Origin of the sequence: Pontibacter sp. HSC-14F20 (assembly GCF_019599265.1) — a bacterium.
GTDB lineage: Bacteria > Bacteroidota > Bacteroidia > Cytophagales > Hymenobacteraceae > Pontibacter.
On sequence record NZ_JAHZTC010000004.1, the window covers coordinates 221,468 to 246,908 of the forward strand.

The 25,441-nt window shown below is 49.8% G+C and carries 20 protein-coding genes; 8 read left to right on the forward strand and 12 right to left on the reverse strand.

The window, feature by feature from the left end:
* Positions 1 to 68 precede the first annotated feature (68 nt).
* Positions 69 to 3,473, forward strand: coding sequence for a T9SS-dependent choice-of-anchor J family protein (locus K3G39_RS06100; RefSeq protein WP_220625286.1), 3,405 nt, complete (start codon positions 69 to 71; stop codon positions 3,471 to 3,473).
* Between the two features lie 140 nt (positions 3,474 to 3,613).
* Positions 3,614 to 4,012: a hypothetical protein gene (locus tag K3G39_RS06105; protein WP_255594042.1), complete on the forward strand. Its 399-nt coding sequence runs from the start codon at positions 3,614 to 3,616 to the stop codon at positions 4,010 to 4,012.
* Between the two features lie 97 nt (positions 4,013 to 4,109).
* On the opposite strand, the gene ggt is transcribed toward K3G39_RS06105, so the two are convergent.
* Entirely contained in the window at positions 4,110 to 5,849 is a 1,740-nt protein-coding gene (gene ggt / locus K3G39_RS06110; protein ID WP_220625287.1) for a gamma-glutamyltransferase, read from the reverse strand.
* Between the two features lie 89 nt (positions 5,850 to 5,938).
* The gene (locus tag K3G39_RS06115; protein ID WP_220625288.1) at positions 5,939 to 8,050 is read right to left on the reverse strand and encodes a carboxy terminal-processing peptidase; all 2,112 of its coding nucleotides are present in this window, start codon (positions 8,048 to 8,050) and stop codon (positions 5,939 to 5,941) included.
* Positions 8,051 to 8,392: 342 nt separating this feature from the next.
* Here K3G39_RS06115 and K3G39_RS06120 point away from each other — a divergent pair, with 342 nt between their 5' ends.
* Entirely contained in the window at positions 8,393 to 8,956 is a 564-nt protein-coding gene (locus K3G39_RS06120) for an arylesterase (protein WP_220625289.1), read from the forward strand.
* Positions 8,957 to 8,997: 41 nt separating this feature from the next.
* On the opposite strand, the gene K3G39_RS06125 is transcribed toward K3G39_RS06120, so the two are convergent.
* The 5 genes from K3G39_RS06125 to K3G39_RS06145 all read right to left on the reverse strand — a co-directional run bounded on the left by K3G39_RS06125 (position 8,998) and on the right by K3G39_RS06145 (position 13,081).
* Entirely contained in the window at positions 8,998 to 9,582 is a 585-nt protein-coding gene (locus K3G39_RS06125) for a DUF4142 domain-containing protein (RefSeq protein WP_220625290.1), read from the reverse strand.
* Positions 9,583 to 9,769: 187 nt separating this feature from the next.
* Positions 9,770 to 10,306: a hypothetical protein gene (locus tag K3G39_RS06130; RefSeq protein ID WP_220625291.1), complete on the reverse strand. Its 537-nt coding sequence runs from the start codon at positions 10,304 to 10,306 to the stop codon at positions 9,770 to 9,772.
* A gap of 207 nt (positions 10,307 to 10,513) precedes the next feature.
* Positions 10,514 to 11,179: a fasciclin domain-containing protein gene (locus K3G39_RS06135; RefSeq protein ID WP_220625292.1), complete on the reverse strand. Its 666-nt coding sequence runs from the start codon at positions 11,177 to 11,179 to the stop codon at positions 10,514 to 10,516.
* A 179-nt stretch (positions 11,180 to 11,358) separates the two neighbouring features.
* Positions 11,359 to 12,456 carry a serine protease gene (locus K3G39_RS06140; protein WP_220625293.1) on the reverse strand — a complete coding sequence of 366 codons (1,098 nt, stop codon included), beginning with the start codon at positions 12,454 to 12,456 and terminating at the stop codon, positions 11,359 to 11,361.
* Positions 12,457 to 12,508: 52 nt separating this feature from the next.
* Complete coding sequence (locus tag K3G39_RS06145) at positions 12,509 to 13,081, reverse strand: RNA polymerase sigma factor (protein WP_220625294.1); 573 nt, start codon at positions 13,079 to 13,081, stop codon at positions 12,509 to 12,511.
* Between the two features lie 144 nt (positions 13,082 to 13,225).
* Between K3G39_RS06145 and K3G39_RS06150 the strand changes: the two genes are divergently transcribed.
* Positions 13,226 to 13,426 carry a hypothetical protein gene (locus K3G39_RS06150; RefSeq protein ID WP_220625295.1) on the forward strand — a complete coding sequence of 67 codons (201 nt, stop codon included), beginning with the start codon at positions 13,226 to 13,228 and terminating at the stop codon, positions 13,424 to 13,426.
* Between the two features lie 124 nt (positions 13,427 to 13,550).
* Here the strand turns inward: K3G39_RS06150 and K3G39_RS06155 are convergent, their stop codons facing one another.
* Positions 13,551 to 14,738 carry a proline dehydrogenase family protein gene (locus tag K3G39_RS06155; protein ID WP_220625296.1) on the reverse strand — a complete coding sequence of 396 codons (1,188 nt, stop codon included), beginning with the start codon at positions 14,736 to 14,738 and terminating at the stop codon, positions 13,551 to 13,553.
* A gap of 173 nt (positions 14,739 to 14,911) precedes the next feature.
* On the opposite strand from K3G39_RS06155, the gene K3G39_RS06160 reads away from it, so the two are divergent.
* The 4 genes from K3G39_RS06160 (at position 14,912) to K3G39_RS06175 (ending at position 18,984) form a co-directional block, all read left to right on the forward strand.
* A complete protein-coding gene (locus K3G39_RS06160) occupies positions 14,912 to 16,042 on the forward strand; it encodes a bifunctional 3-deoxy-7-phosphoheptulonate synthase/chorismate mutase type II (protein ID WP_220625297.1) in 1,131 nt (376 codons plus the stop codon).
* A 153-nt stretch (positions 16,043 to 16,195) separates the two neighbouring features.
* Positions 16,196 to 17,233, forward strand: a complete 1,038-nt coding sequence (gene aroB, locus K3G39_RS06165) for a 3-dehydroquinate synthase (RefSeq protein WP_220625298.1) — start codon at positions 16,196 to 16,198, stop codon at positions 17,231 to 17,233.
* Complete coding sequence (locus K3G39_RS06170) at positions 17,230 to 18,462, forward strand: 3-phosphoshikimate 1-carboxyvinyltransferase (protein WP_220625299.1); 1,233 nt, start codon at positions 17,230 to 17,232, stop codon at positions 18,460 to 18,462. Before aroB ends, K3G39_RS06170 begins: the two co-directional genes overlap by 4 nt.
* A gap of 3 nt (positions 18,463 to 18,465) precedes the next feature.
* Positions 18,466 to 18,984 (forward strand): hypothetical protein, encoded by a 519-nt coding sequence (locus K3G39_RS06175; protein ID WP_220625300.1) that lies wholly within the window; start codon positions 18,466 to 18,468, stop codon positions 18,982 to 18,984.
* Positions 18,985 to 19,003: 19 nt separating this feature from the next.
* Here the strand turns inward: K3G39_RS06175 and K3G39_RS06180 are convergent, their stop codons facing one another.
* From K3G39_RS06180 to K3G39_RS06195, 4 genes are all read right to left on the reverse strand, one after another.
* Complete coding sequence (locus K3G39_RS06180) at positions 19,004 to 19,813, reverse strand: ABC transporter substrate-binding protein (protein ID WP_255594044.1); 810 nt, start codon at positions 19,811 to 19,813, stop codon at positions 19,004 to 19,006.
* Between the two features lie 92 nt (positions 19,814 to 19,905).
* Positions 19,906 to 20,976 (reverse strand): M42 family metallopeptidase, encoded by a 1,071-nt coding sequence (locus K3G39_RS06185; protein ID WP_220625301.1) that lies wholly within the window; start codon positions 20,974 to 20,976, stop codon positions 19,906 to 19,908.
* A 96-nt stretch (positions 20,977 to 21,072) separates the two neighbouring features.
* Positions 21,073 to 22,632, reverse strand: a complete 1,560-nt coding sequence (locus K3G39_RS06190; RefSeq protein ID WP_220625302.1) for an acyl-CoA carboxylase subunit beta — start codon at positions 22,630 to 22,632, stop codon at positions 21,073 to 21,075.
* Positions 22,633 to 22,774: 142 nt separating this feature from the next.
* Positions 22,775 to 25,378, reverse strand: coding sequence for an ATP-dependent Clp protease ATP-binding subunit (locus K3G39_RS06195; RefSeq protein ID WP_220625303.1), 2,604 nt, complete (start codon positions 25,376 to 25,378; stop codon positions 22,775 to 22,777).
* Between the last annotated feature and the right edge of the window lie 63 nt (positions 25,379 to 25,441).

Below are 25,441 nucleotides of genomic sequence, written 5' to 3' on the forward strand. Positions count from 1 at the left end.
CCATTGCGCGACAGTGCAGTACACTCTTGCGTCCCCTACACATCAGAAATCAAATCTCTCTTATACCTATGTTTAAACATCTACACAAAGCCTCTGCTTTTGTGCTGGTCTGCTGTGCCTTTTTAGCTGGCGGAGAAGCTTTAGCGCAGACAAACCCGCAGCCACAGCCGCTGCCTTACTCGCAGGATTTCTCCGGCTTGGAGCATGCCTCTATAGCATACCCTGACGGGTGGCAAGGCTGGTTACTGTCTACAAGTCCTGGAGCGAACTTTCGAACCACTCCTGCTACTGCCGATAGAGCCATGTTGGCTAGCAGCACATCCACTACTACCAATGGTGCGATTCACAACTACAACGGCAAGATAGGTATCCTGAACAGTGGGTCTGTTGACCTGAGCCTGGCATTTGCAATCAATACGCAGCAGAAGCAGGCCGTAAAGGTCTCTTTCGACATGATGACGCTGCGCAATCCATATGACGGTGGAAGCAATACCCGTATCAACGAAATCGTGCTGCAATACCGCGTTGGAACAAGCGGGGATTTTAGCACAATTGAGGGCACCCAATACCAGAACAACACGGAGAAATGGGCCACGAGCGGTAACACGGAGCCTCAACAGGTAGAATTCTTCACTTTGACGCTGCCAGAAGCGGCTGAAAACCAGGAGGTGGTGCAGTTGCGCTGGGCTACGCGCCAGATTAGCGGTAGCGGCTCCAGACCAAGTTTTGCTGTGGACAACATTGAGGTGAGCAGTCTGAGCGACAGCAAGGACCCCATCGTGCTGGCTCCTGCTTCACTTGCCTTTGGCGAAGTGGCTGCCGGACAGCCAACAACTGTTTCCTATACCTTGACCAGCGCCAACATCACGGACAATGTGCAGCTAACGGCGACAGGAGGCTTCACAGTTTCAAAACGGGCGACTTCTGGTTTCGTGACCAGCCTTACCTTTTCAGCTGAGGAGATGGCCGCTAATCCCACAGTGTTTGTGCAGGTAACGCCAACTACAACAGGCGCTCTGTCGGGTACGATTTCGCATAGTGGCCACGATATAGCTACTGTCGTAACCGAGCTGAAAGCCAATGCGGTTAGCCCATTTGCTCAGGACTTTAACAACTGCTCTACCACCCTGCCAGGCGGCTGGAAGGCCTATAGCGTAACTGGTGACCAGGTATGGGGCTGCACGACTTTCGGAAGAGAGACAGAAGAAAACCCACGTAACAACGGCGTTCAAATTAACGGCTATGCCGGCAGCGCCCAAGACAACGAAGACTGGATGATTTCTCCTGCACTGGATTTGTCTGAGTTCAACATCGCCGCACTTTCTTTCTGGACAAGAACTGCTTTTACGGGTCCTGGTCTGAAGCTGATGGTGTCGACAGACTACGACGGCAGCAGCGCACCTGCCACTGCCACCTGGACAGAACTGAATGGCGATTTCCCGGCTGCCGCTTCTGACGTATGGAAGCAGTCGATTGTAAACCTCACTGCTTACAAAGGTGCTTCGGTGCACGTGGCTTTCGTCTATACCTCTGGTGTTGACCTTAATGCCGCCCGCTGGACACTGGACGATTTCGCTGTGGAGAATGTAGACCAATTGTTGGTTGCCAGTGACTTCAACCTTGATTTTGGGTTGGTGGAAGTACCGAACGCCTCTGCTCCGTATACCTTCAATTTTTCTGCACTGGGCTACCCGGCAGGTATGACGCTGTCAGTAGGTACTGATTTCGAACTTTCCAAAAACGGACAGGTATACGCTTCTTCTCTGGTTTATACTGCTGCTGAAGCGGGTCTTTCAAACCAGGTATACCTGCGCTATAAGCCAGGCAGCACCAAGCTCCGCTCCACTGGCCAGCTGACCTACACAAGCGGCGATTTCTCTGTAGTGAAAAGTAACTTAACCGGCACCTCCCTGCCGAAAAGCAGCACCCTGGACATCGTGTCCTGGAACCTGGAGTGGTTCGGCGCTGACAAAGACGACAGAGGCTCAGAACTTGGTCCTAACGACGAGGAACTGCAGTTTGCCAATGCTAAAAAGGCACTACAGACATTGGACGCTGATATCATTGCCTTCCAGGAGATTGCAAACGATGCCGCCATGGCCAGCCTGATAGCTGAGTTGCCGGCCTATGACTTTGTTCGTTCTGATGTGCACTCTTATTCCTGGGACCCAAGCCGTAACCTGGTGCCACAAAAACTTTATGTTGCCTACAAGAAGGATGTAATTAAAGTAAAGAGCCAAAAAGTTCTGCTCCACAAATTGTATCAGGATGTGCTAGCTGGTACAGCTACGTTGCCAGATTATCCGGCTGCACAGACCAGTTTCTGGGCAAGCGGCCGCCTTCCTCTGATGGTGGAACTGGAAGCCACAGTAAACGGCGTGACGCAGCAAATCTATGTGGTGAATCTTCATACCAGAGCCAACTCCGGCACGAACGTGACGCCATACAACCAACGTAAGTACGACGTGCAGGTGTTAAAAGACAGCCTGGCGGCACAGTACCCGAACGTAAACCTGGTGATGCTGGGCGATATGAATGACGATGTGGACGTTTCTGTAGTAAACGACCTGCCTTCTACCCTGAACCCATTTGTACAGGATGAAAATTACAGAGCACTGACCTACGACCTGAGCGTGGCAGGTGGCTATACCTATGCGAGTGGCTCTTTCCAGAGCTTCCTGGACCACATCATCGTTTCTAAATCTTTAGTGGATGAATATATCGAGGAATCTGTTACAATTGAGAACCAATTGCTTAGCCTGATTCCGAGTTACAGAAGCACCACCTCAGACCACGTACCGGTATCGGCCCGCTTCAGCTTCAGCGCAACGCCAGCCGTTGCTTTCTCAGCACCTACACTGACGGCAACTGAAGGCGATGCACCCTTTGCCGTGAACATGAGCATCTCGGCTGCGCAGCCAAAAGCGCACACTCTATACCTGACTGTGAAGGACGGTGCCACAGCCACAGCAGTTGATTACACGACTGCCCCGGTAGCCGCTAACAACGTAATTGCAGTCGAGGTGTCTGCTTATGCTACATCAGCCACTTTCGACGTGAGCATCATAGACGACAAAGTGACTGAGCCAACGGAGCAGGTAACGTTCCATATCAACAATGTAACCACCGACCTGGGTATAGCCGCATCAGCCCGTAGCTTCACGCTGGCCATCCGCGACAACGACTTCCCGGCAGGTATAGCCAATGGTCAGGACCTGGCTTTCCGTCTGTATCCGAACCCGACGCAGGGCCCTGTGGTGAACATCTCATTACCAGTAGAAGTATCGGTGATGGATGAGATGACACTGGAGCTACGTTCTGCAAACGGCACTAAAATGTATGAACTAAACGGTAACCTGAGCAGTGTGCAGCAGCAGCTGAACGAGAAGGTAGCCGGTCTGCGTAACGGCATGTATTATGTGCAGGTAGCGGTACAAGGCAAGGTATACCAAGCCAAACTGGTAAGAAACTAGTTTATATCAACTCAAAAAAAGCGGCCTCCTGCCTTACGGGAGGCCGCTTTTTTATGTATAGGTATAGCGGTTCCTTATCTGAAGTCGTTCTAACAGGTATAACCAAGCCGTAAATCAATCGGTAAGAAGTAAACGAATAAATGGAAACGACTATGACAGACAAACCGCAAATCATAAACAATGTACACGCTGCCACCCTGATCGGGACAGGCCTGAGCAGTTATTTTATGAATGAGAAGCGACCCAAAACAGCGCTTATACCTGCTGTGGCTGGAAGCGGGCTACTGCTCCTGAGCAGAAATCTGGAGAAAGGCGACCAGACCACGGCGCATGTGGCAGTCGGCATCACCGGACTCCTGCTGGCCCAGACCCTGCGCTCGTTCCTGCAGGCTGCCGTACCCGACGCCGAAACAGAAGCAAAATTTGATACGGCTACCTTAAACCGCCGGAAACTGATGTTTGGCCTGATGAGTACCACAGGTATAGCGGCCATGGCCAATTATATCGGCGGATTTATCGAGAAGCGAAAGAATGGCTAAGGTATACCTGACACAAAAGAGAGAGCCCGCAGATGCTATACCTGCAGGCTCTCTCTTTTGTATTTATGAAATCAAAAAGCCGGTTGGCTATACCTTTTTAGAAGCCAACTGCAGTATCGTCACCGCGCGGGTCGGCACCACCTTCCAGTTTACCGTTAGGCAGCACCAGTATACCTTCCACTGCGCCATACCTACCTCTCTGCTTTAATTTATACCCCTTGCTTTCCAACGCGGCTCGTACTTCAGGCGAGATGGCATTCGGTTCATGCTGTATCTCGTCGGGGAGCCACTGATGGTGAAAGCGGGGAGCAGCCACAGCTTCCTGCATGGTCATATTATGCTCCACTACGTTCAGTATCGTTTGGAAAACAGAAGTGATAATCGTCGAGCCGCCCGGTGTGCCCACAACCATAAAGAGCTTGCCGTCTTTCTCCAGAATAGTTGGTGTCATGGCGCTGAGCATGCGTTTGCCGGGCTGCACGGAGTTTGCTTCGCCTCCAATCAGGCCAAACATGTTCGGAACACCGGGCTTCGCGCTGAAGTCGTCCATTTCGTTGTTGAGCAGGAAACCAGCACCTTCTACCACCACCATGGAGCCATACCCTCCGTTGATGGTCGTGGTGATGGAAGCGGCGTTACCAAACTGGTCCACTATGCTGAAGTGGGTTGTCTGATCTGATTCATACACTGGCAGTACACCGGCTTTTACTTCAGAAGATGGCGTGGCTCGTTCCAGGTTCACGTTCTGCATACGCTCCTGCAAATAGCTACGATCCAGCAGGCCATTGCTAGGCACTTTGTGAAAATCCGGGTCGCCGAGGTAAGTGGCGCGGTCAGCGTATACGCGGCGTTTGGCCTCTGTCATAAGCTGAATGGTCTGAGGCTGCTGCCAGCCAAAGCTTTTCAGGTCGTAAGGCTCTACCATAGTAAGTAGCTGCATGAGTGCTATACCTCCACTCGAGGGCGGCGACATGGAGGTGACTTTCAGATTTTTGTACTGACCCGTAATCGGCGTGCGCCATACCGCATTGTAATCGCGTAGGTCCTGGTGCGAAACAAGGCCTCCGCCCCGCTGCATCTCTTTCACGATCAGGTCGGCCGTTTCGCCGGCGTAAAAACCATCACGACCTTGGTCGCGGATGCGCTCCAGAGTGCGGGCCAGGTCCAGGTGATACAGCGTATCACCTGGTTGCCAGGCTTGCTCACGTGTTAGGTAGGGGGTATGCTTGTTATACCTGATCATTTCTTCCCGGGCATTATTCAACATACGGGCTTCACGGGCAGTCAGCACTACGCCGCGACGAGCCAGGTCAATAGAGGGCTGCATCAGTTCAGCAAAAGGCAGGGAACCAAGCTTTTCGTGCAGCTTAATCATACCATCAACAGAGCCGGGTACGCCTGCTGCCAGGTGGCCGAGCAGACTCAGGTCAGGGATTACATTCCCCAGCGAGTCGAGGTACATGTCGCGGTGAGCGCCTGCAGGTGCTTTCTCCCTGAAGTCAAGCGCACCGGTTTCGCCGGTACGATGGCGGTAAACCAAAAATCCGCCGCCACCAATGTTGCCGGCCACCGGATAGCAAACTGCCAGCGCAAATTGTGTGGCGATGGCTGCGTCGTAAGCGTTGCCACCTTTGCGCAGTATCTCCAAACCAATGTTAGAAGCATCGGGATGAGCCGATACCACCATGGCTTTAGCTGCTACAACGCCACGCTTCCCGGCTTCGGGTTGCGTTTGTGGGCGAGGCGCACAACTGGAAAAGGCGAGGAGTACCGTTGCAATACAAGACAAGGTATAGCGCTTCGTTCGGAAGCTCTGAAGCGGGTTGACGTGTTTCATGAGTAAGGTATTGGTAAGGCGAAGATGCAAAATAAAAAAAAGCCGGCTATCTACATAGCCGGCTTTTGCTTAATGCCCATTGAGGGCGATTACTTGATGTCGTTTTTGATGATTGCTACTGCTTCTTCCACATACACATCTTTCTGCAGCGACCTCAGGAAGTCTTTGTTGCGGGCCATTTTGGCGGTGTCTCCCGCCAGGGTCTGCAAATCAGTTTTCAGACGTGATACATTCAGCACCGGAATATTTTTCTGAGCGTCTTCCAGTTGTTTGTTGGCTGTTTCGCTCTTTTTCTCCTCTTCCATGTACTTCTTCAGACTCAGAGAGCGGGAAGTGTTGTCCACCTGCTTTTTCAGTCTTTCGCCGCTCTGCTGAATGATCTTGAAGCTCTCGATGTCTGCAATGCGGCCCTTGCTGCTAGCCTGTATCGCCGGAATGTTCAGCTTGGTGCGTGTCCATGTTTTGTAGCGGGCTGGTGATATCTCATCAAAAGCCAGAGCATATTCCTGCTCTTTTTCACCGAACTCCAGGTAGCTGTAAGCATCTGGCAGAATAACGTCTGGCGTTACACCGCGCAGCTGCGTGGTGCCGCCGTTAATACGGTAGAACTTCTGGATGGTCAGTTTAAGCGCTCCGAATGGTTTGTATGGATCAAACTGTGATGGCAGGGCTTCGTCAATCTCAACAAACTGCTGCACAGTGCCTTTACCGAAAGTAGGTGTACCCACAATTACGGCACGCTTATAATCCTGCATGGCTGCTGCCAGAATTTCAGAAGCAGATGCGCTGTTTGAGTTCACCATGATCACGAGCGGACCAGTATACTGTACTTCCGGATCTCGGTCGTCGAGCACTACGGTTTTGCCAGATGAAGTGCGTACCTGAACGATCGGGCCCTGTTCGATGAACAAACCAGCCATTTCCACAGCATCGGCCAGTGAACCACCGCCGTTGTTGCGCAGGTCCAGTACAAGGCCCTGCATACCGGCTGCTTTCAGTTTCTCAACCTCAGCCTTCACGTCTTCACCACTATTACGGCCACCTTTGCGCTCAAAGTCGGCATAAAATCCAGGAAGCTTAATGTATCCGATCTTCTGTTTGTCGTCAATCATGGCACTTTGGGCGTAGGTCTCTTCAAACACGATCACATCGCGCACAATCGGGATAATGCGGGTACTGCCATCTGGCTTACGTACTGTCAGGCGTACTTCTGTTCCTTTTTTACCACGGATAAGCTGAATGGCATCGTCCAGGCGCATACCTTCCACCAGAACCGGGTCATTGCTGCCCTGGGCTACTTTCTGGATCGCATCGCCTGGTTTCAGATCACCCTGCATATACGATGGGCTGCCCGGAACAATTTCCATTACCTTAATCTGTCCATCTTTCTCCTGCAGGGAGGCGCCTATACCTTCCAATCGGCCTGTGAACTCAATATCAAAGTCTTTTTTGGCTTTAGGAGGGAAGTAACCTGTGTGCGGATCGTAAACGTTTGCTACTGCGTTGATGTAAGTAGAGCGGCGGTCGTCGCGGGTTACCTGATCCAGACGCTTGTAGAGTTCGTTGTAAGCTGTCATCACCTTTTCACGGGCTTCGGCTTCCATCTGTTCCATGGTCTTGCGCGTTTCCTTGCTATCGGCACTGGCGGTGGCTTTTTCCTGTTGCTTCTGCATGTCGGCCAGGCGCACCAGTGTCTGGTACTTCAGCTGCTTTCTCCAGGCTTCTTTCAGCTCGTTTTTGTCTTTAGCAAATTTCAGTTTCTTGCCGTCCAGCTCAATGTTCTCTTCTTTAGAAAAATCGAATGGCTTGGACAGGATCTCTTTGTAAAAAGCCTCAGACTCTTTGGTGCGCTTCTCGATCAGATCGGCTGAAATGTCAAAAAACTCAAACGAGCCGGCGCGCAGCTGGTCGTCCAACTGGGTTTCATACTTACGTAGCATGGCCACATCTGACTCTAACAGAAACTTTTTGTTAAAATCGATACGGTCCAGGTATAGCCCAAAGGCTTTTTTCGAAAAGTTGTCGTCTACCTTCTCCGGCTTATAGTGCATCGTGCTCAAACCCTGCATCAGAGCTTTGATCAGGATTTCGTTTTTGCCGGCAGGTGTGCTGTTTTTGCTGTACAGGATAAAAGAGCCCGTGAGTAAGATTACGGCCAGTACAGAAAGAAATATTTTTAATCTGGTTGTCAAGGATAGCATCTAATTAAGTTAGTTGGACCACATTGTATCTACGCAAAAGTAGTGCCGCAGATGAGGCCACGGGCATTTCTTTTAAGGCGAGTCCTAATGTAGTATAAATATAGCTTTATCGCAAAGCGGGGTATTTGTTAAGTGTAAACAAACAGATCGCCTGCTTGTTTTACGCAAAGCCTCACTTCTTTATATAACTGTTCTGACTTTTTTTTCGTTTCCCGAGCATGCCTAAACCTTGAAACCTGAGCAGGAACAGCTTGTCTGATCTAAAGCGCTGAAGTGCTTTTTCTCACAGTATAGCTAGTTCCAAAGCAGTTGCTCAGACAGGTATAGCAAGACCAGACAACTATGAAGACAATTCTTTTTTTCGGGGATAGCCTGACAGCAGGATATGGATTGCCAACGGCGCAATCCTATCCATCGCTGATACAAGAGAAGTTGAAAGAGGAAGGATATGATGCCTATACGGTGATCAATGCGGGCATCAGCGGCGACACCACAGCAAGTGGCCTGTACCGGGTGGACCGTTGGCTGTCTGCACCCATCGATATCTTTGTGCTGGCGCTAGGGGCTAACGACGGACTGCGGGGTATACCTGTCCGGGAAACCACCCAGAACCTGCAACAGATCATAGACAAGGTTAAGTACAAACACCCGGATGCACAGATTATTCTGTCAGGTATGGAGATTCCTGACATTGTGCCAGGGCGCTATGCAGCAGAGTTCAGAAAACTGTTCAGAGAGCTTTCCATCAATAATAATGTAGCCTTTGTGCCTTTTCTGCTGGAAGGAGTGGCAGGTATGCGGCACCTTAACTTACCCGACGGCGTGCATCCTAATGCGGAAGGGCAGAAACTACTGGCCCGTCATACCTGGGCGATACTGGAAGGGGTATTGAAGAAAGCCCTATAAATCAAACAGGCGGTGCTGGTAGCGCCGCCTGTTTGGTGTGGTTAGTTTTTGTTATCCTGCCGGAAGCCCATCGCGTTTTCCATCTGAGCCCGGATTTCTTTGGTGGTATTGCGCGCCCAAAGGTTAAAGGTAGTATTGTCTGTCTCTTCTATGTCTTTCACATTATCCTCAAACGCATCGAGTGCATCTTTGTGGGCATCTACCACAGTATCCCAATAGGCACGGTCAAATTCACCAGCATTTTTATCGCGAAGCTCCTGTACACGTCCTGCGTGGTCTTCTTCCATTTGCTGTGGCAGCGTAACGCTATATTGCCCTGACATATCTTGCAGCTCGTCCAGCTTCTTGGAGTACAGGTCTACCATTTGCTGACCATATTCACGTATTTGGTCCGTTGTGCCTTTCTCGACCGCCAATTTGCCCAACTCTACCTGCTGTGTGCTGATGCTGTGTGCTTTGGTCATAAACTCGCGCTTGTCATCGTTCAGGGTAGAATCTACTGCAGCGGTTGTGTTCAGTTCGGTGTCTACATTGGCGGTGGTGTCGGTTTCCTGTGTATTCGAGTTACAGGATGCAAAGGCAAGCGTGCCCAGTGTAAGGGTGGCTGCCATCCATAGGTTTTTCATAGTCTTATCTTTTGCTTTTGATATTTCTTCGTTTTTTAAAGGCATACGGAAAAAGGTTCGGTATATGTTCAATTTATTCTATAAACAGCTTATGCGATGCTACAGTTAGGGGAAGGTATAAAGAACAAAGGCTCGACTTCGCCCCAAGGGAAAAGCCAAGCCTTTGATTCAGGTAAGGTATACTACCTTAGTAATAAATATGCTCTCCGCGGTTCTTCTGGAAATGATCCTCGAAGTAGCGGGCATCTTCTGATGTACGTGGCTTAAAGCCCAGCACGATATTACCTTCTTTCACGCCTTCTTCATATACCTTAGCGCGTTCTTCAGGTATACCGGCACCCACCAGCGCACCAATCAGGCCGCCCGTTAAGCCGCCTGCACCTGCACCGGCCAGACCAGCTGCCAGCGGACCAGCCACCACCAGGCCCAAGCCAGGTATAGCTACTGAAGTACCGATGGCTGCCACGGCTCCTACTATAGCACCAAGTGTGCCGCCAATGGCTGAACCAGCTCCGGCTCCCTCCAGTGATTTATTTCCAAGTTCGGTGTCGCCGTCACGGTCTACGTCATCACTAAAGTGACGCTTACGGCCTTCGTCGGACAATACCACGTTGATATCATCTTTGTCGTATCCGCGTGCACGTAGTTCTTCATAGGCGCGTTCTGCGCTGTCACGGTCCCGGAACATGGCTGTCATCATGCTCGCATTATTTTGTCTGTCCATAGTTTAATTTTTTAGTTTGTATAAGTATTGTTTAAGGATGCCTGCTTTTTTGCAGACTAGTTTATTGTAACGGCTGACCTAGCCTATGGTTGCAAAAGGGGCTTAGCCAACGCAGTTTTACATTATTTAAAGTGGTTTCTGCCAGGTGCCAATGAAAAAGCCTTCCATAGCGGAAGGCTTTTTCATTAGTGTATAAAATGATGTTGTTTATTTTTCGTCGGTTACACGGTCAGCAGTTACCAGCACACGGTCAACCACGTGGATTACACCGTTGTTTGCTTCAATATCAGAATCTACAATGCTGGCACCGCCAATAGTAAAGGCAGTCGGGTTGGCACCTGCAGAAGCTACTTCGATATAGTCATCCTCACCTACCTGAATTCGCTGATTCGTCTGTAGTTGAGCAGTAGTTACTTTACCTGAAATGATATGAGCCTGTAGGACCTGAATCAGTTCATTTCTGTTTTCTGGCTTTTTCAGGTATTCCAGTTGACCGGCAGGGAGTTGCTTAAAGGCCTCGTTATTTGGAGCGAAGATGGTAAACTCACCTTCCTGATCAAAAGCTGCTGAAATGTTAGCCGCCTGTATTAATTCCATGAAAGTAGAAATTTCGCTTTTTGTTCTGGCTGCATCCAATATAGCCATAGAGCTTGTCTCTGCAGTGGCATCCATTGTGGCAGCAGTATCCATGTCCGTGTTGGTGGTTACGTCGGTGCTTACTTCTGTTTCTGTAGTAACATCATCACCGGCCATGGTGGTTGTTTCGCTCATGGTTGTAGTTTCGTCCATGGCAGTGGTATCCATTGTATCATTACTGCTGGCGCAGCTGTATAAAAAGCCTGCGGCAAATACAGCTGCAAGAGGTTTTAACATTCGCATTTTCATAGTTTTTCCTTTATAGTTCACGATAAAATAAATTGTACATCTTTGGTCGGGATATACCTTGTTTATTTAACTGTATCTTTTTAAAAAAGTTATAAAAAAAGAGGACTATCTACGTTTCAGTATAGATAGTCCTCTGTGGTATTGTAATAAAACAATATTGTCGTATCTTAATTGTAGACTTTTACGACGAAAATATAGTCCTGAAGTTTCTTTAATTGTTGTGTGCGTGAGGTTCCGCTCAGGTTATTTTGCTGTGGCAGGCTTACTGCAAGTCCATTCTCTCTCTCCTTCATTTCTGTTACCATTTGCAGCAGGTATGATGATTTCACTGCAAAAGCGGCCCCTTCCTGACCTGCCTGCTTACCGTTGATCACGCCAATAACATTGCCTTTGTCATCGAGCAGCGGACCGCCACTGTTACCCGGGTTTAGCGGGATGGAGATCTGATAAGAAGTAGTATCGCCTTCGAAACCGGAAGCTGAGCTAAGCGAGCCTTCGCCAAACACGATGTCCTCGCGTGGGAAGCCAAGGGTATACACGCGCTCACCCAGATCTGAAGTGGCTGTCTTGAAGGTATAAGGTAGCTTGCCAAAACCAGCAAAAGCCGGGTCTTCTACTTTCAGGATGGTCAGGTCGTAGTCGGTGTTGCGGTGCACTTCCGTTACCTTATACTTCAGGCCAGCCTTATTTTCGATCAGGATAGAGTCTGCTCCCTGAATAACGTGCGAACTAGTGACGATATACCCGTCCGGGCTGATGGCGAAACCAGTACCACTGAAGCGTGCCGAACGCGGGGCCGGTGCGGCGGCATCTGCACTGGCGATACCATTGATAATGGCACGCTGTTCTTTTTTGATTTTCTCTACCTCACGGCGAAGCTCCACGTAGCGGGCAGTCTGCTGCTGTACAGGTTTCTTTATTTGCTGGACACTCCAAAGCGTACCAAATACCGACAGTAGCGAAACACTGGCAGCAACCGCCATGGTCTGTGCATGCTTCTTAAAAAAGACTTTCCAGGCAGTCAGTTCGCTGGTGATAGCTTGTGGCCCGGTCTCCATTTCGGTGTGGATGCTGTTGAGTTTATGGCGCAATTGCTGGCGCTTGCCATACTGCTGCATGGCCTGCAGTACTTGCCGGTGCTCCTGTACCTGGTCAGCAAGCCGCAGGTCGGTGAGCAACAGCGCTTCAAAGGCTGCTTTCTCCTCGGCGGGCAGGGTGCCGGCCAGGTAGCGCTCTATTTGCTCGTATATGCGGTGGTCAAACATGGGTCTATAAAAATACCTTTTACAAGGTGCTAACGTTCATTTTAATCTATGGCTATACCTCTGGTTTATAAGAAGTAAAGAATAGCTTCTTGAGGCGCTGCAGACACTTATACTTCTGGTTCTTGGCTGTGTCTGTGTTCGTATAACCAAACTTCTCCACAATTTCCTGCATCCCCTGTGCCCGGATGTAAAAGTCCTCCAACAAGGTGCGGCAGGGTTCGCCGAGCTGGTCAAGCGCTTCAGCCATAACGCCGAACTGCCTTTCGTTCTCCTCGTGCTGCGGCACATCCTCCTCCAGCGACAAGTAGTTCTCAGAATCCTCTATGCGATTTGCGTAGCGGCCTTTCTCTGCCAGTCGTTTTAGCCATAACCTGCGGCACACGGAATAGAGGTAAGTTTTGATCTGGCAGCTAAGCTCCAGGCTGTTGCCTTTGATCTTCTCGTAGAAGACGATCACGCCTTCCTGATAAATGTCTTTCGCCTCATCATCAGTTCCACTGTTACTGATAATGAAATAAGAAATCATCGGGAAGTGCAGCTTATAAAGATGTGCGAGCGCTCGGTCATCGTCATTGCGGATTCCCTCCATGATCGCCTCATCCGTCTCATACAAACTCTTCCTCATGCCGTTCTGATTTTAATACGCCAGGCCGCTTTTTGTAACCCAACAAAAAAATATTTTAAAAAAATAAAAAATACCGGGTTACCTATCCGGGTTTGCGGTATGAAGTTCAAATTCGAAACCAAAACACTTAATCACAAACACAAAATGAAAAATTTGTTCAAATTCGCTTTCGTAGCGTTCGCCCTGGTAGCTTTCACAGCTTGCAACACTGAAGAAACTGCAACTGAAACTGAAGCTGTAGAAACTGAAGTTGTTACTGAAGAAGAAGTAATCACTGAAGAAGTTGAAGCAGACACTACTGTTGAGACTACTGTTGAAGTTGACTCTACTGTAACTGTACAGTAATCAATAGCAGAACTACGGATTATACCTTATAGTTCTAAACACATAAGAAGGCCCTGCAGCAATGCAGGGCCTTCTTATTTTTTGTGCCAGTCAGATTAAATATAATAATCTGACAAGTGATGATTTAGTGTTTTGCCTTTTTACGGCGCTCCATTTCTTTGCTGATCAACCCAAACTCGCGGCTGCTCTGCCCGGCAATGGCTGTGTTCTCGTTGGCGCGGCGCAGCAGGTAAGGCATCACCGACTCTACCGGACCGTAAGGCACGTACTTCGCCACATTGTATCCGGCGTTAGCCAAGTTATAAGACAAGTTATCGCTCATGCCAAAAAGCTGGGCGAAGAATACGCGCTTATCCTCTGGCGCTATACCTTTCTCCTCCATCAGTTCCATCAACAGGTAGCAGCTGTCTTCGTTGTGCGTACCAGCGCAAAGCGATATGCGGTCGATGTGCTCGATGCAGAAGCGGAGACCGTCGTTGTATAGTTTATCTGAAGCTGCTTTGGTCGGGTTGATCGGGCTTGGATAGCCTTGCTCTTCGGCACGCTTGCGCTCTTTTTCCATATAGGCACCGCGCACAGGTTTAGCTCCTAGTTTATAGTTTTTGGCAGTAGCATTTTCGTAATCGCGCACCAGGGCGTCGAGGCGGTCGTGGCGGTAGAGTTGGTACGTGTTGTAAATGATGGCCTTCTCCTTGTTGTAGAGTGCCATCATGTCGTAGGCCAGGTTGTCGATTGTCTCCTGGAACCAGCTTTCCTCTGCATCCACAAATACCCGTACATCGGCTTCGTAACAGCGCTTGCAGATGTCATTCACTCGCTGACGACCACGCTCAAAAGCGGCCTGATCTTCTGGTGTCAGCTTTTCACCAGCCTGCACTTTCTCCAAAATGTCTGTTCGCATCAGGCCAGTCACCTTAAACACCGAGAAAGGTATATTCTTGTTGCCACGGGCTTTTTCTACGGTGCGCAGAATCTCGTCCCGGGTATCATCAAAGCTTTTGTCCACGCCCTCGCCCTCGACCGAGTAGTCTAGAATGGTGCCGATGTTATACCTGGCCAGCTCGCGGATGGCACGCTCCGATTCTTCGATCGTCTCGCCGCCGCAGAAGTGGTTGAAAATGGTTGGCTTGATGATAAACTTAACCGGCAGGTGCAGTTTAATCGCTGTGTTGAGCAGACCGCCGCCCACTTTCACGAAGGTGTTGTTGTTCATCGACTTGAACAACAGAAACATTTTATAAAGCTCAGCGTCCGACTTAGATGAAAAAGCGACGGCTGTATCGTCGAAAGAAACGTTGGTAACCGGGTTCATGTAATAGCATGTTAAACGGCGCAAAGATAGTGTATGTGCGAAAGTTATACACTATAGAGGCCTGGTACTTAAGGTATATTTTTGTACTGTTTTAGGGGGTATACATTCCCTTAAACCAGATGCGCTGCATAACTGTTGTAATTGTCGTACCTTTGTATGGACAATTGACACCGATGAATTTCAAAAATAAAGACTCATTTTTTGCTGATTTACTGGCTGAGCGGGGCAGGCCACTGGTGATTGCCGGGCCGTGCAGCGCCGAGACTGAAGAGCAGGTTATGCAGACTGCAGCAGCCCTTAAAAAGCTGGATGTGCACCTGTTCCGTGCTGGAATCTGGAAACCACGCTCCCGACCCAACACATTTGAAGGTATAGGCCAGCAGGGCTTAGCATGGCTGGGTCGCGTGAAGCAGGAGTTGGGTATGCGTGTGACCACCGAAGTAGCCACCGGCCGCCACGTAGAAGAAGCCCTGAAACAAGGTATAGATGTGCTGTGGATTGGGGCCAGAACTACTGTAAATCCATTTGCCGTGCAGGAGATAGCCGATGCACTGAGCGGTGTGAACGTGCCTGTAATGGTGAAGAACCCCGTGAACCCGGATCTGGCCCTGTGGATCGGCGCGATCGAGCGTATTTACCAGGCAGGTATAACCGATCTGGCTGCCATACACCGTGGCTTTTCATCGTACCAGCCTTCCAAGTATCGCAACGCCCCGGTCTGGCAGATTCCGATCGAACTGAAAGCGCGTTTCCAAAACTTGCCTGTCATTGTGGACCCGAGCCATATCGGAGGCACTCGCGAACTGATTCACCCCATTTCGCAGCGGGCACTTGACCTGGGATATGACGGTGTGATGATCGAAACGCACCCGAATCCGGATGAAGCACTGAGCGACCCGGAGCAGCAAGTAACGCCAGCCGCTTTGGCTGACATTCTGAGTAAGCTACAGGTGCGCAAAACTAACTACGATGACGTGGAACTGGTGAACCGGGCAGAGGAATTGCGCCTGAAGATCGATGCTGCCGACCACGACCTGATTGGGGCTTTGGCGAGGCGTATGGCTTTGGTGGAGCAGATAGGGGAGTATAAAAAGCAGAATAATGTACAGGTGCTGCAGCTTGAGCGCTGGAAAGAGATTTTCCGGACTCGTGCCGACTGGGCGGGCGAAGTAGGTATAAATCCGGCTTTTGTAGAAGAGCTCTACAAACTGATTCATGTGGAGTCTATTCGCAAGCAGACCAGCATCCTGCAGGCCGGAAATCCGAAAGCAAAACCTGATATCGAGCCGGAACAGGCTTCGTAAGCGTATACCTAGGACTACGCCGAATTAGAAAATATTCGAAGGGAAAGACTTCTCATTTGAGCAACAGCTATTAGTTTAAAAAACGAATTAGAGAAGCACTAAGCCTAAGCTATTACTGGCTATTTCTTTATACCTGACAAAACAAAATCCATCGTGACTGAAAGCATATACATCGGGCGAGACGTGTTGCCACAACTGAAAACAGTGTTGCAAAACCTGGCCTTTTCGAATATAGCCGTACTGGTGGACGAGAACACCCTACACCATTGCTATCCGCAGGTGAAGCCCCATTTACCCGAGCACGACATTATCCAGATACAGAGCGGCGAGGTGCATAAAACCTTGCATACCTGCGAGTACATCTGGCAGCGCATGACCGAACTTAACCTGGACCGCTGGTCGGTGCTGGTGAATCTGGGCGGCGGTGTGATTGGCGACATGGGCGGTTTTTGTGCGGCCACTTTTAAGCGCGGGATGTACTTTGTACAGGTGCCTACTACACTTCTGGCGCAGGTCGATGCCAGCGTGGGTGGCAAAACAGGTATAGACTTCCACGGACTCAAGAACCACATCGGGGTATACAAAGAGCCTAAAGCCGTTATCATCGACCCGACTTTTCTGAGTACGCTACCGCAGCGCCAGCTCAAGTCAGGCTTTGCCGAAATCATCAAACACTGGCTGATTGCCGACGCAGCAGCCTTTGAGGAACAGCGCCACATCGGGCTTTTCACTGAAGACTGGGATGCACTGATTCGCCACTCGGTAGGTATAAAGTCTGCCGTGGTGGAGGCTGATCCGTTGGAAGGCGGCTACCGCAAAGTGCTCAATTTCGGCCATACCGTGGGCCACGCCGTAGAAAGCTACCTGATGGAGCAAATGGGTCGTGAACTGTTGCATGGCGAGGCCATTGCCGTCGGGATGCTGTGCGAGGCTTACCTTTCCGTAAAGAAGGATTTGCTTACCAAGCGCGAACTGGACCAGATCGAGACTTTTCTGATATCGATTTACGAAAAAGTAAAACTGACAGAAGAAGATATTCAGGCAATGGCCCAATTGGCTTTGCAGGACAAGAAAAATACCCGTTCCACCATCAATTGTACCCTGTTGCAAGGTATAGGCAAGGCCGTTTGGGACCAGCCGGTTACCTTGCCCGAAATACAGGAAGCCTTGCGCTACTACCAGCTACTATGATTAAAACTCTTACTATTTCCCACCCTACAGGTATACTGAAAGGGCGTGTACAATTACCGGCATCTAAAAGCGAAGCCAACCGCGCTTTGATTATCTCAGCACTTGCCGGTGAAAAATCCGAATTGCAGAACCTTTCTGAGGCCAACGACACCCAACTCCTGCAAAAGCTCCTGAAAAGCGACTCTGATACGATCGACGCCGAGGACGCCGGCACGGTTATGCGCTTCCTGACGGCCTTTTATGCTATAACCGGTCAGCAAAAAACGCTCACCGGTACCGAGCGCATGTGCCAGCGACCGATCAAAGTGCTGGTGGAAGCCTTGCAGGAACTGGGCGCAGGTATAGCCTACGTAGGTGAGGAAGGTTACCCGCCGCTCCAGATCAGCGGCTTTAAAAGCAGTGGAAAAAAGCACCTGAAGGTGCGCAGCGATATCAGCAGTCAGTACATTTCGGCTTTGCTGATGATTGCCCCTCTGCTGCCGGAAGGCCTTGAACTGGAACTGGAAGGCAAGATCAGCTCACGTCCATACATCGAAATGACTTTGGCGCTGATGAAGCACTTCGGGGTGGAGGACAGCTTTGAGGACAACACGATTACGGTACCGCATCAGGTATACCAGCCAGCGGCTTTTACTGTAGAGTCAGACTGGTCTGCTGCCAGTTACTGGTATAGCATGGTGGCTTTGGCCAAAGAAGCGGATATTATCCTGCTCGGGTTGCGGGAAACTTCTTACCAGGGCGACAAAGCTATTGTGGATATCATGCGTCGGCTGGGTGTGCATACCGAGTTCAAGGCGGAAGGAGTGCGCCTCACCAAAAAGCATGCGGAGAAAAGAGTGGCCTTCGACTTCAGCAACTGTCCTGATCTGGCCCAGACCGTCGTCGCGCTGTGTGCTGCCTTAGGTATAGCCGTTGAGATGACCGGACTAGAGAGTTTGCGCATCAAAGAAACAGACCGCATTCAGGCTTTACAAATTGAGGTTTTGAGTATGGGAGCATCATTCGATGAAAGAACTCCCGGCATTTTTCAGATGAATCCGACGCTGCTGGTCAATCGGCAACTGAATTTCAGGACTTACCAGGACCACCGCATGGCCATGGCTTTTGCCCCGATTTCCTTGCTGCAACCGATTCAGATTCAGGAGCCAGAGGTGGTACGTAAATCCTACCCACGATTTTGGGAAGATCTGGAGCAAATGGGGTTTAAAATAAAGTATAACGAGGTATAGGAAATGGGAAAGCGCTATTTGTTCGGAGACGCTGGTCTGATCGAGGTACTGTTGCCGCAGTTTGAGCTGAGGGAGACTTCTGCCGGTGGTTATGCCGCTGTTTACAAAGATCCGCTTACTAATTCCTTTTGGCTGAAGTATTATGCTACCGCAGCTACGCAGGGTGGCGGCTACCTCACCCTGATGCGCCTCCCTCCGCCATCTACTGACAAGTTGATTGATATTGCCATTGCCTCAGATTTTGAAGACGAAGCGGTTGCGGCTGTCTTGCGCTTGCTTGATGAAGAAGCAATCGAGAAGAAAGATTTTCGCCTGGAACTGATCGAAAAACTGGAGCAGGCAGTTGGAGGAGGTACCATGCCATCTGCAAGAATGATGAAGATTATCAAGTTTGCGAATCTGGCTGACCCGATGAACAAACGTGAAATAGTCGGCAAGTCTCCTGTAGCTGTAAAAGCTGATTCAGATTATTTTAAAGGTATAGCTGAGCGGGCCGAGCAATTGTTGGCGCGGTATAGTTAGAAAGGCACTATACCTTATCTTAATGCGCTATACCTTTTGCTACTTCATTGATTACACTTTGCAAGTACTCAGGCGCCTTTAACAAGCGACTGCCATACCAACTAAACATTTCCCCATCTACCACTTTAATCTCGGCTTCCGGGCACATTTCCTGAAACTCAGCAAAGTGCTTTTCCTGAAAAGGGTAGGGCTCTGATGAGAGTAAGATTAGTTTCGGAGCGGTCTTGTGCAGTTGCTCCGGCGATATCTCCGGATAGCGGGACTGTTCAACGAAAATGTTGGAAAAGCCGCAGCGCTGTAGCAGGTGGTCGATGAAATTATCACTGCCCACGGCCATGTAAGGTTTGCGCCAGATGAAGTAAGCGGTAGGTATAGCAGGGTGCACAGGCTGCAAAGTGTTGAAGCCAGCCACTATCCCTTGAACCAATTCCTGAGCCTTGACCTCTGTACCCGTTAACTGCCCAACCTGGCTAATCATCTCAAGAGAGTCCTTCAAGGTATAAATGTCGCTCATCCATACCGGATACTTTGCCTGCAGGGCTTCTATACCTTCCTGATAGTTCTCCTCCTTGTTGCCAATAATCAGGTCTGGTTGTAGCTTATCAATTACCTCCAGCTTGAAATTCTTGGTACCGCCAACAATGGTCTTTTGCTTCACTTTATCACTTGGGTGAATGCAGAATTTGGTCAAGCCCACAAGGCGGTCTACAAGCCCAAGATCAAAAAGGAGTTCGGTTTGCGAAGGCACCAGCGACACAATGCGCTGGGGCATGTGTGGCAGCGTGACTTGACGGCCCATTTGGTCGGTGAAGGTATAGGGGAAGCGCATAATCAAAAGTAAAGAATTAGGGAGGGCTTTAAAACAAAAAACCACACAAGCCGCTCAGGGCTGTGTGGTTTCTCTCGGGCTAAAAGTGATTTCTATTTCAGGTATCGGAAGTCCTGATTGTCCTCAATTTTTAGCAATGTCTCGTAAATCAACTTTGTTACGTTCTCCACATCGTCCTTGTGTACAGTCTCTACCGTGGTATGCATGTACTTCAGCGGCAGGGAGATAAGCGCCGAGGCTACACCTGCGTTCGAGTAAGCAAAGGCATCGGTGTCGGTTCCGGTTGCACGTGAAACGGCAGAGCGCTGGAATGGAATCTCTTTTTCCTGTGCGGTATTGATGATCAGATCACGCAAATTGTTCTGAACTGCCGGACCATAGGCGATCACCGGACCTTTGCCACAGTGGATGTCGCCGCTATTCTTTTTGTCATACATCGGCGACTGCGTATCGTGCGTCACGTCTGTGATGATGGCCACGTTCGGGTTGATACGGTGCGCGATCATTTCAGCGCCACGCAAACCAATCTCTTCCTGCACCGCATTCACGATGTACAGACCGAATGGCAGCTTGTGCTTGCGCTCATGGATCATGCGGGCCACTTCAGCGATCATGAAGCCACCCACACGGTTATCTAATGCACGGCCTACGTAGAACTTGTCGTTCATCACCGTAAACTCGTCTTCAAAAGTAGCCACGCAACCTACGTGTATCCCCATTTTCTCTACCTCTTCACGGTTGCTGGCGCCACAGTCCAGGAACACGGTTTCAATGGTAGGGGCTTTGTCGTTCTCTACCTTGCGCACGTGTATGGCCGGCCATCCGAAAACAGCCTTCACGATACCTTTGGAGGTATAGATGTTTACCCTTTTGGAAGGAGCGATCAAGGCATCGGAGCCACCATTGCGCTTCAGGTATAGGTATCCTTCGGGCGTGATGTAGTTTACAAACCAGGAGATCTCATCGGCATGCGCTTCGATCACCACCTTGTACTCGGCCTCCGGATTGATCACACCCACCACCGTACCGTACGTGTCTACAAAGTAATCCTCAATGTAGGGCTTAATATACTCCAGCCACAGTTTCTGTCCTTCAGACTCAAAGCCAGTAGGAGAGGAGTTATTCAGATATTTTTCTAGAAAATCGAAAGATTCTTTTCTCATCAGGTTTTTCAGTAATGTATACACAATGGTTGTTAAACATAACGAGCATGCACAGCCAGATGTTCTATGGCTGTGCATGCTCGTTGTTCAATCCAATTAAAGCGGAATATTTCCGTGCTTCTTGCGTGGCAGTGTCACCGCCTTGTTCTCCAGCATTTTGAAGGCTTTGATCAGCTTAGCGCGAGTTTCGTTCGGCATGATCACCTCGTCGATGAAGCCACGGTGCGCGGCACGGTATGGCGTTGCGAACTTGTCTTTGTACTCCTGCACCTTCTCGGCCAGTTTCGCAGCCGGATCTTCGGCTTCAGCGATCTCGCGTTTGAAGATAATCTCAGCAGCACCTTGCGCACCCATTACCGCGATCTCGGCAGTTGGCCAGGCATAGTTCATGTCGGCGCCAATGTGCTTAGAGTTCATCACGTCATAAGCACCGCCGTAAGCCTTGCGGGTAATCACCGTGATGCGTGGTACAGTCGCTTCGCAGAACGCATACAGCAACTTAGCTCCGTTAGTAATAATGCCACGCCACTCCTGGTCAGTACCTGGCAGGAAGCCCGGTACGTCTTCCAATACCAGCAAGGGCACGTTGAAGCTGTCGCAGAAGCGCACAAAGCGGGCAGCCTTGGTGCTGGCATTGATGTCGAGTACGCCGGCGAGCACGGCAGGCTGGTTGCCTACGATGCCGATGCTGCGGCCACCCAGACGGGCAAAGCCTACCACGATGTTCTCTCCAAAGTTCTTGTGTACTTCAAAGAAAGAGTCCGCATCGATGATGCCCTCGATCACCTCACGCATGTCGTAAGGCTGGTTCGGGTTTTCAGGTATAATGGTGTCGAGTACAGCGCGGGTTTCGTCTGCTTTTTCCTCGTAAGGTACTGACGGCGGCAGTTCCTCGCAGTTTTGCGGCACGTAGCTCAACAGTGTTTTAATATAGTTGATACACTCCACTTCGTTTGCGCAGGAGAAATGCGTCACACCGCTCTTGGAACTGTGTGTGCTGGCTCCGCCCAGTTCTTCAGACGTTACATTCTCGTGTGTTACCGTTTTCACCACGTTAGGGCCGGTCACGAACATGTACGACGTGTCTTCCACCATCATGATGAAGTCGGTAATGGCAGGGGAGTACACCGCACCACCGGCGCATGGTCCCATGATAGCTGAAATCTGAGGTATAACGCCAGAGGCAAGTGTGTTGCGGTAGAAAATGTCAGCGTAGCCACCCAGCGATACCACACCTTCCTGGATACGGGCTCCGCCTGAGTCATTCAGTCCGATCACGGGCGCACCATTTTTCATGGCCAGTTCCATGATCTTTACGATCTTCTCAGCATGGGTTTCAGAAAGCGAACCACCTAAAACAGTGAAGTCCTGCGAGAAAACGTATACCAGACGCCCGTTGATGGTGCCGTAACCAGTCACCACACCGTCGCCGAGATAGTACTGCTTGTCCAGACCAAAGTCCTTAGAGCGGTGCATCACAAACTTCCCGATCTCCTCAAAAGAGTTTTCATCCATTAAAAGATGAATGCGCTCGCGGGCCGTCAGTTTGCCTTTTTTGTGCTGTGCTTCTATTCTGTCCTGTCCGCCGCCAAGCAAAGCTTCGGCGTTTTTGCGCTCCAGCGTTTCTATCTGGCCTTTTCTGATTTCTCCTGCCATGAAATGGGGTATATCTGTATTTAGCTGATACGAAATGATTAATTGTCAAATTTAAAAACTATAAGCCGAAAACAGCTATAAACCAGACAAAAAATAAGGGCTGCCCTAAATAGGACAACCCTTATACCTTAGGTTTTATACCTTATTTGTCAGATTTCTCACCATCACCAGATGACTTGGTTGGCTCAGTTTCTTCCTCTTCTCCGTCGTTGGCTATACCTTTCGGTTTCTTGCCATTGCTTTTTTTCGAAGTAAAAGTAAGTTGCTCTTCGCCTTCTTTGTAATCCACCATCATGGTGTCGCCTTGTGTGATTTCGGCTTTCAGTATCTCCTCCGCAATAGGGTCTTCGATGTATTTCTGAATAGCGCGGTTCAGCGGACGGGCACCATACTTCGGATCGTAGCCTTTCTCAGCCACAAAATCCTTCGCTTTGCTGGTGAGTTCGATCTTATACCCAAGTGCTTCAATGCGCGTGAACAGTTTGCCAAGCGACAGCTCAATAATCTTGTGCATGTCCTCACGACCGAGTGAGTTGAACACGATTACGTCATCCAGACGGTTCAGGAACTCTGGAGAGAACGTCTTCTTCAGGGCGCTAGCAATAGTGCCTTTCATGATTTCGTCCACGTTGTCTTGTTTGGTTTTCGACATGAAACCGATACCGGCACCGAAGTCCTGCAGATCGCGTGCACCGATGTTGGAGGTCATGATGATGATCGTGTTACGGAAATCCACCTTGCGGCCAAGTCCGTCTGTCAGAATACCATCGTCCAGCACCTGTAGCAACAGGTTGTACACATCCGGGTGCGCTTTCTCGATCTCGTCGAGCAGCACGACAGAGTATGGCTTGCGGCGGATCTTCTCCGTCAGCTGACCACCTTCTTCGTAGCCCACGTAGCCCGGAGGCGCTCCCACCAAGCGAGATACGCTGAATTTCTCCATGTACTCACTCATATCAATACGCACCAATGCATCGTCTTTATCAAACAGGTAAGTGGCCAGCACTTTGGCCAGCTCCGTTTTACCTACACCAGTCGGACCCAGGAACACGAACGAACCAATCGGCTTCTTCGGATCTTTCAGACCAACGCGTGTACGCTGGATGGCTTTCACCAATTGCTTGATGGCTTTCTCCTGACCAATCACTTTACCGCTTAGTTCATCAGCCATATTCAACAGCTTCTGACCTTCGTTCTGCGCGATACGTTTCACTGGTATACCTGTCATCATGGCAATAACCTCTGCCACATTTTCCTCTTTTACCGAATAACGCTTCTTCTTGGTCTCTTCTTCCCAGTTCTTTTTAGCTTGTTCGAGCTGGTCAATCAGTTTTTTCTCTTTGTCGCGTAGTTGAGCAGCCTCTTCGTACTTCTGGCTTTTCACCACACGGTTTTTCTCTACCTTGATGTTCTCAATCTGCTCTTCGAGCTTCAAGATATCATCCGGCACCACAATGTTATTGATGTGCACACGCGCACCTGCCTCATCCAGAATATCGATCGCCTTGTCCGGAAGGAAACGGTCGCTCATGTAGCGGTCCGAAAGCTTCACACAGGCCTCGATTGCCTTATCGGTATAGTTTACGTGGTGGTGATCCTGGTACTTATCCTTGATGTTGTGCAGGATCTCCATGGTCTCTTCCGGCGTGGTAGGGTCTACCATTACAATCTGGAAACGACGGGCCAATGCACCATCTTTTTCAATGTACTGTCGGTACTCGTCAAGCGTGGTCGCGCCAATGCATTGGATTTCGCCACGGGCAAGAGCCGGCTTGAACATGTTAGAGGCATCCAGCGAACCGGAAGCGCCACCAGCACCCACAATCGTATGCAGCTCATCAATAAACAGGATCACGTCCGGAGACTTCTCGAGCTCGTTCATCACAGCTTTCATACGCTCTTCGAACTGACCACGGTATTTTGTGCCTGCCACCAGAGAGGCAAGATCCAGGGTTACCACACGCTTGTTGAAGAGCACGCGGCTTACCTTTTTCTGCACAATGCGCAGCGCAAGGCCTTCAGCAATAGCTGTTTTACCTACACCAGGCTCACCGATTAGGATTGGGTTGTTTTTCTTACGACGGCTCAGTACCTGGGCCACGCGTTCGATTTCTTTTTCACGGCCCACAATCGGGTCGAGCTTGTCATCTTCTGCCAGTTTAGTCAGGTCACGGCCAAAATTGTCGAGCACAGGTGTACGCGACTTTTCGCCGGGCTTCTTGCTCGAGCTGCTGCCAGCACGGGAAGAAGAGCCAAACAATTTGTCAGAATCATCATTATCGTCTGTGTCAGACGATGCCAGTGGATTATTGCTATGATAATCCAGGGAGTCTCTTATCGCTTCGTAGTTCACGTTGAATTTCGCTAGGATTTGTGAAGAAATATTGTCCTCATCCCGAAGGATGGATAATAAGAGATGTTCAGTACCTATTATATCACTTTTGAAGATTTTGGCCTCCAGGTAAGTAATCTTAAGCACCTTCTCAGTTTGTTTGGTAAGCGGGATGCTGCCGGTAATGTTGCTGTTTTGCGAAGCAGTGTTACGTGTAGCCTGTTCTAAAGCGTACTTCAGTTCATCTATCGAAACACCCAGCTTCTTGAGCAAGGCGATGGCAGTACCTTCTCCTTCCCGGATCATGCCCAACACCAGATGCTCAGTGCCAATATAGTCATGCCCAAGACGGATAGCTTCCTCACGGCTGAGTGAGATCACCTCTTTCACTCTGTTTGAGAATTTAGCTTCCATGTATACTCTATAAAAAAATGTAAAGGTCTATAAATTGTAACTCGTTGAGGCTAACAGGAAAAG

Excerpts from the sequence above, each read along its gene's own strand:
- K3G39_RS06100 (WP_220625286.1), top strand. The coding sequence starts at position 69 with ATGTTTAAACATCTACACAAAGCCTCTGCTTTTGTGCTGGTCTGCTGT.
- K3G39_RS06105 (WP_255594042.1), top strand. The coding sequence starts at position 3,614 with ATGGAAACGACTATGACAGACAAACCGCAAATCATAAACAATGTACAC.
- ggt (WP_220625287.1), bottom strand. The coding sequence starts at position 5,849 with ATGAAACACGTCAACCCGCTTCAGAGCTTCCGAACGAAGCGCTATACC.
- K3G39_RS06115 (WP_220625288.1), bottom strand. The coding sequence starts at position 8,050 with ATGCTATCCTTGACAACCAGATTAAAAATATTTCTTTCTGTACTGGCC.
- K3G39_RS06120 (WP_220625289.1), top strand. The coding sequence starts at position 8,393 with ATGAAGACAATTCTTTTTTTCGGGGATAGCCTGACAGCAGGATATGGA.
- K3G39_RS06125 (WP_220625290.1), bottom strand. The coding sequence starts at position 9,582 with ATGAAAAACCTATGGATGGCAGCCACCCTTACACTGGGCACGCTTGCC.
- K3G39_RS06130 (WP_220625291.1), bottom strand. The coding sequence starts at position 10,306 with ATGGACAGACAAAATAATGCGAGCATGATGACAGCCATGTTCCGGGAC.
- K3G39_RS06135 (WP_220625292.1), bottom strand. The coding sequence starts at position 11,179 with ATGTTAAAACCTCTTGCAGCTGTATTTGCCGCAGGCTTTTTATACAGC.
- K3G39_RS06140 (WP_220625293.1), bottom strand. The coding sequence starts at position 12,456 with ATGTTTGACCACCGCATATACGAGCAAATAGAGCGCTACCTGGCCGGC.
- K3G39_RS06145 (WP_220625294.1), bottom strand. The coding sequence starts at position 13,081 with ATGAGGAAGAGTTTGTATGAGACGGATGAGGCGATCATGGAGGGAATC.
- K3G39_RS06150 (WP_220625295.1), top strand. The coding sequence starts at position 13,226 with ATGAAAAATTTGTTCAAATTCGCTTTCGTAGCGTTCGCCCTGGTAGCT.
- K3G39_RS06155 (WP_220625296.1), bottom strand. The coding sequence starts at position 14,738 with ATGAACCCGGTTACCAACGTTTCTTTCGACGATACAGCCGTCGCTTTT.
- K3G39_RS06160 (WP_220625297.1), top strand. The coding sequence starts at position 14,912 with ATGAATTTCAAAAATAAAGACTCATTTTTTGCTGATTTACTGGCTGAG.
- K3G39_RS06170 (WP_220625299.1), top strand. The coding sequence starts at position 17,230 with ATGATTAAAACTCTTACTATTTCCCACCCTACAGGTATACTGAAAGGG.
- K3G39_RS06175 (WP_220625300.1), top strand. The coding sequence starts at position 18,466 with ATGGGAAAGCGCTATTTGTTCGGAGACGCTGGTCTGATCGAGGTACTG.
- K3G39_RS06180 (WP_255594044.1), bottom strand. The coding sequence starts at position 19,813 with ATGCGCTTCCCCTATACCTTCACCGACCAAATGGGCCGTCAAGTCACG.
- K3G39_RS06185 (WP_220625301.1), bottom strand. The coding sequence starts at position 20,976 with ATGAGAAAAGAATCTTTCGATTTTCTAGAAAAATATCTGAATAACTCC.
- K3G39_RS06190 (WP_220625302.1), bottom strand. The coding sequence starts at position 22,632 with ATGGCAGGAGAAATCAGAAAAGGCCAGATAGAAACGCTGGAGCGCAAA.
- K3G39_RS06195 (WP_220625303.1), bottom strand. The coding sequence starts at position 25,378 with ATGGAAGCTAAATTCTCAAACAGAGTGAAAGAGGTGATCTCACTCAGC.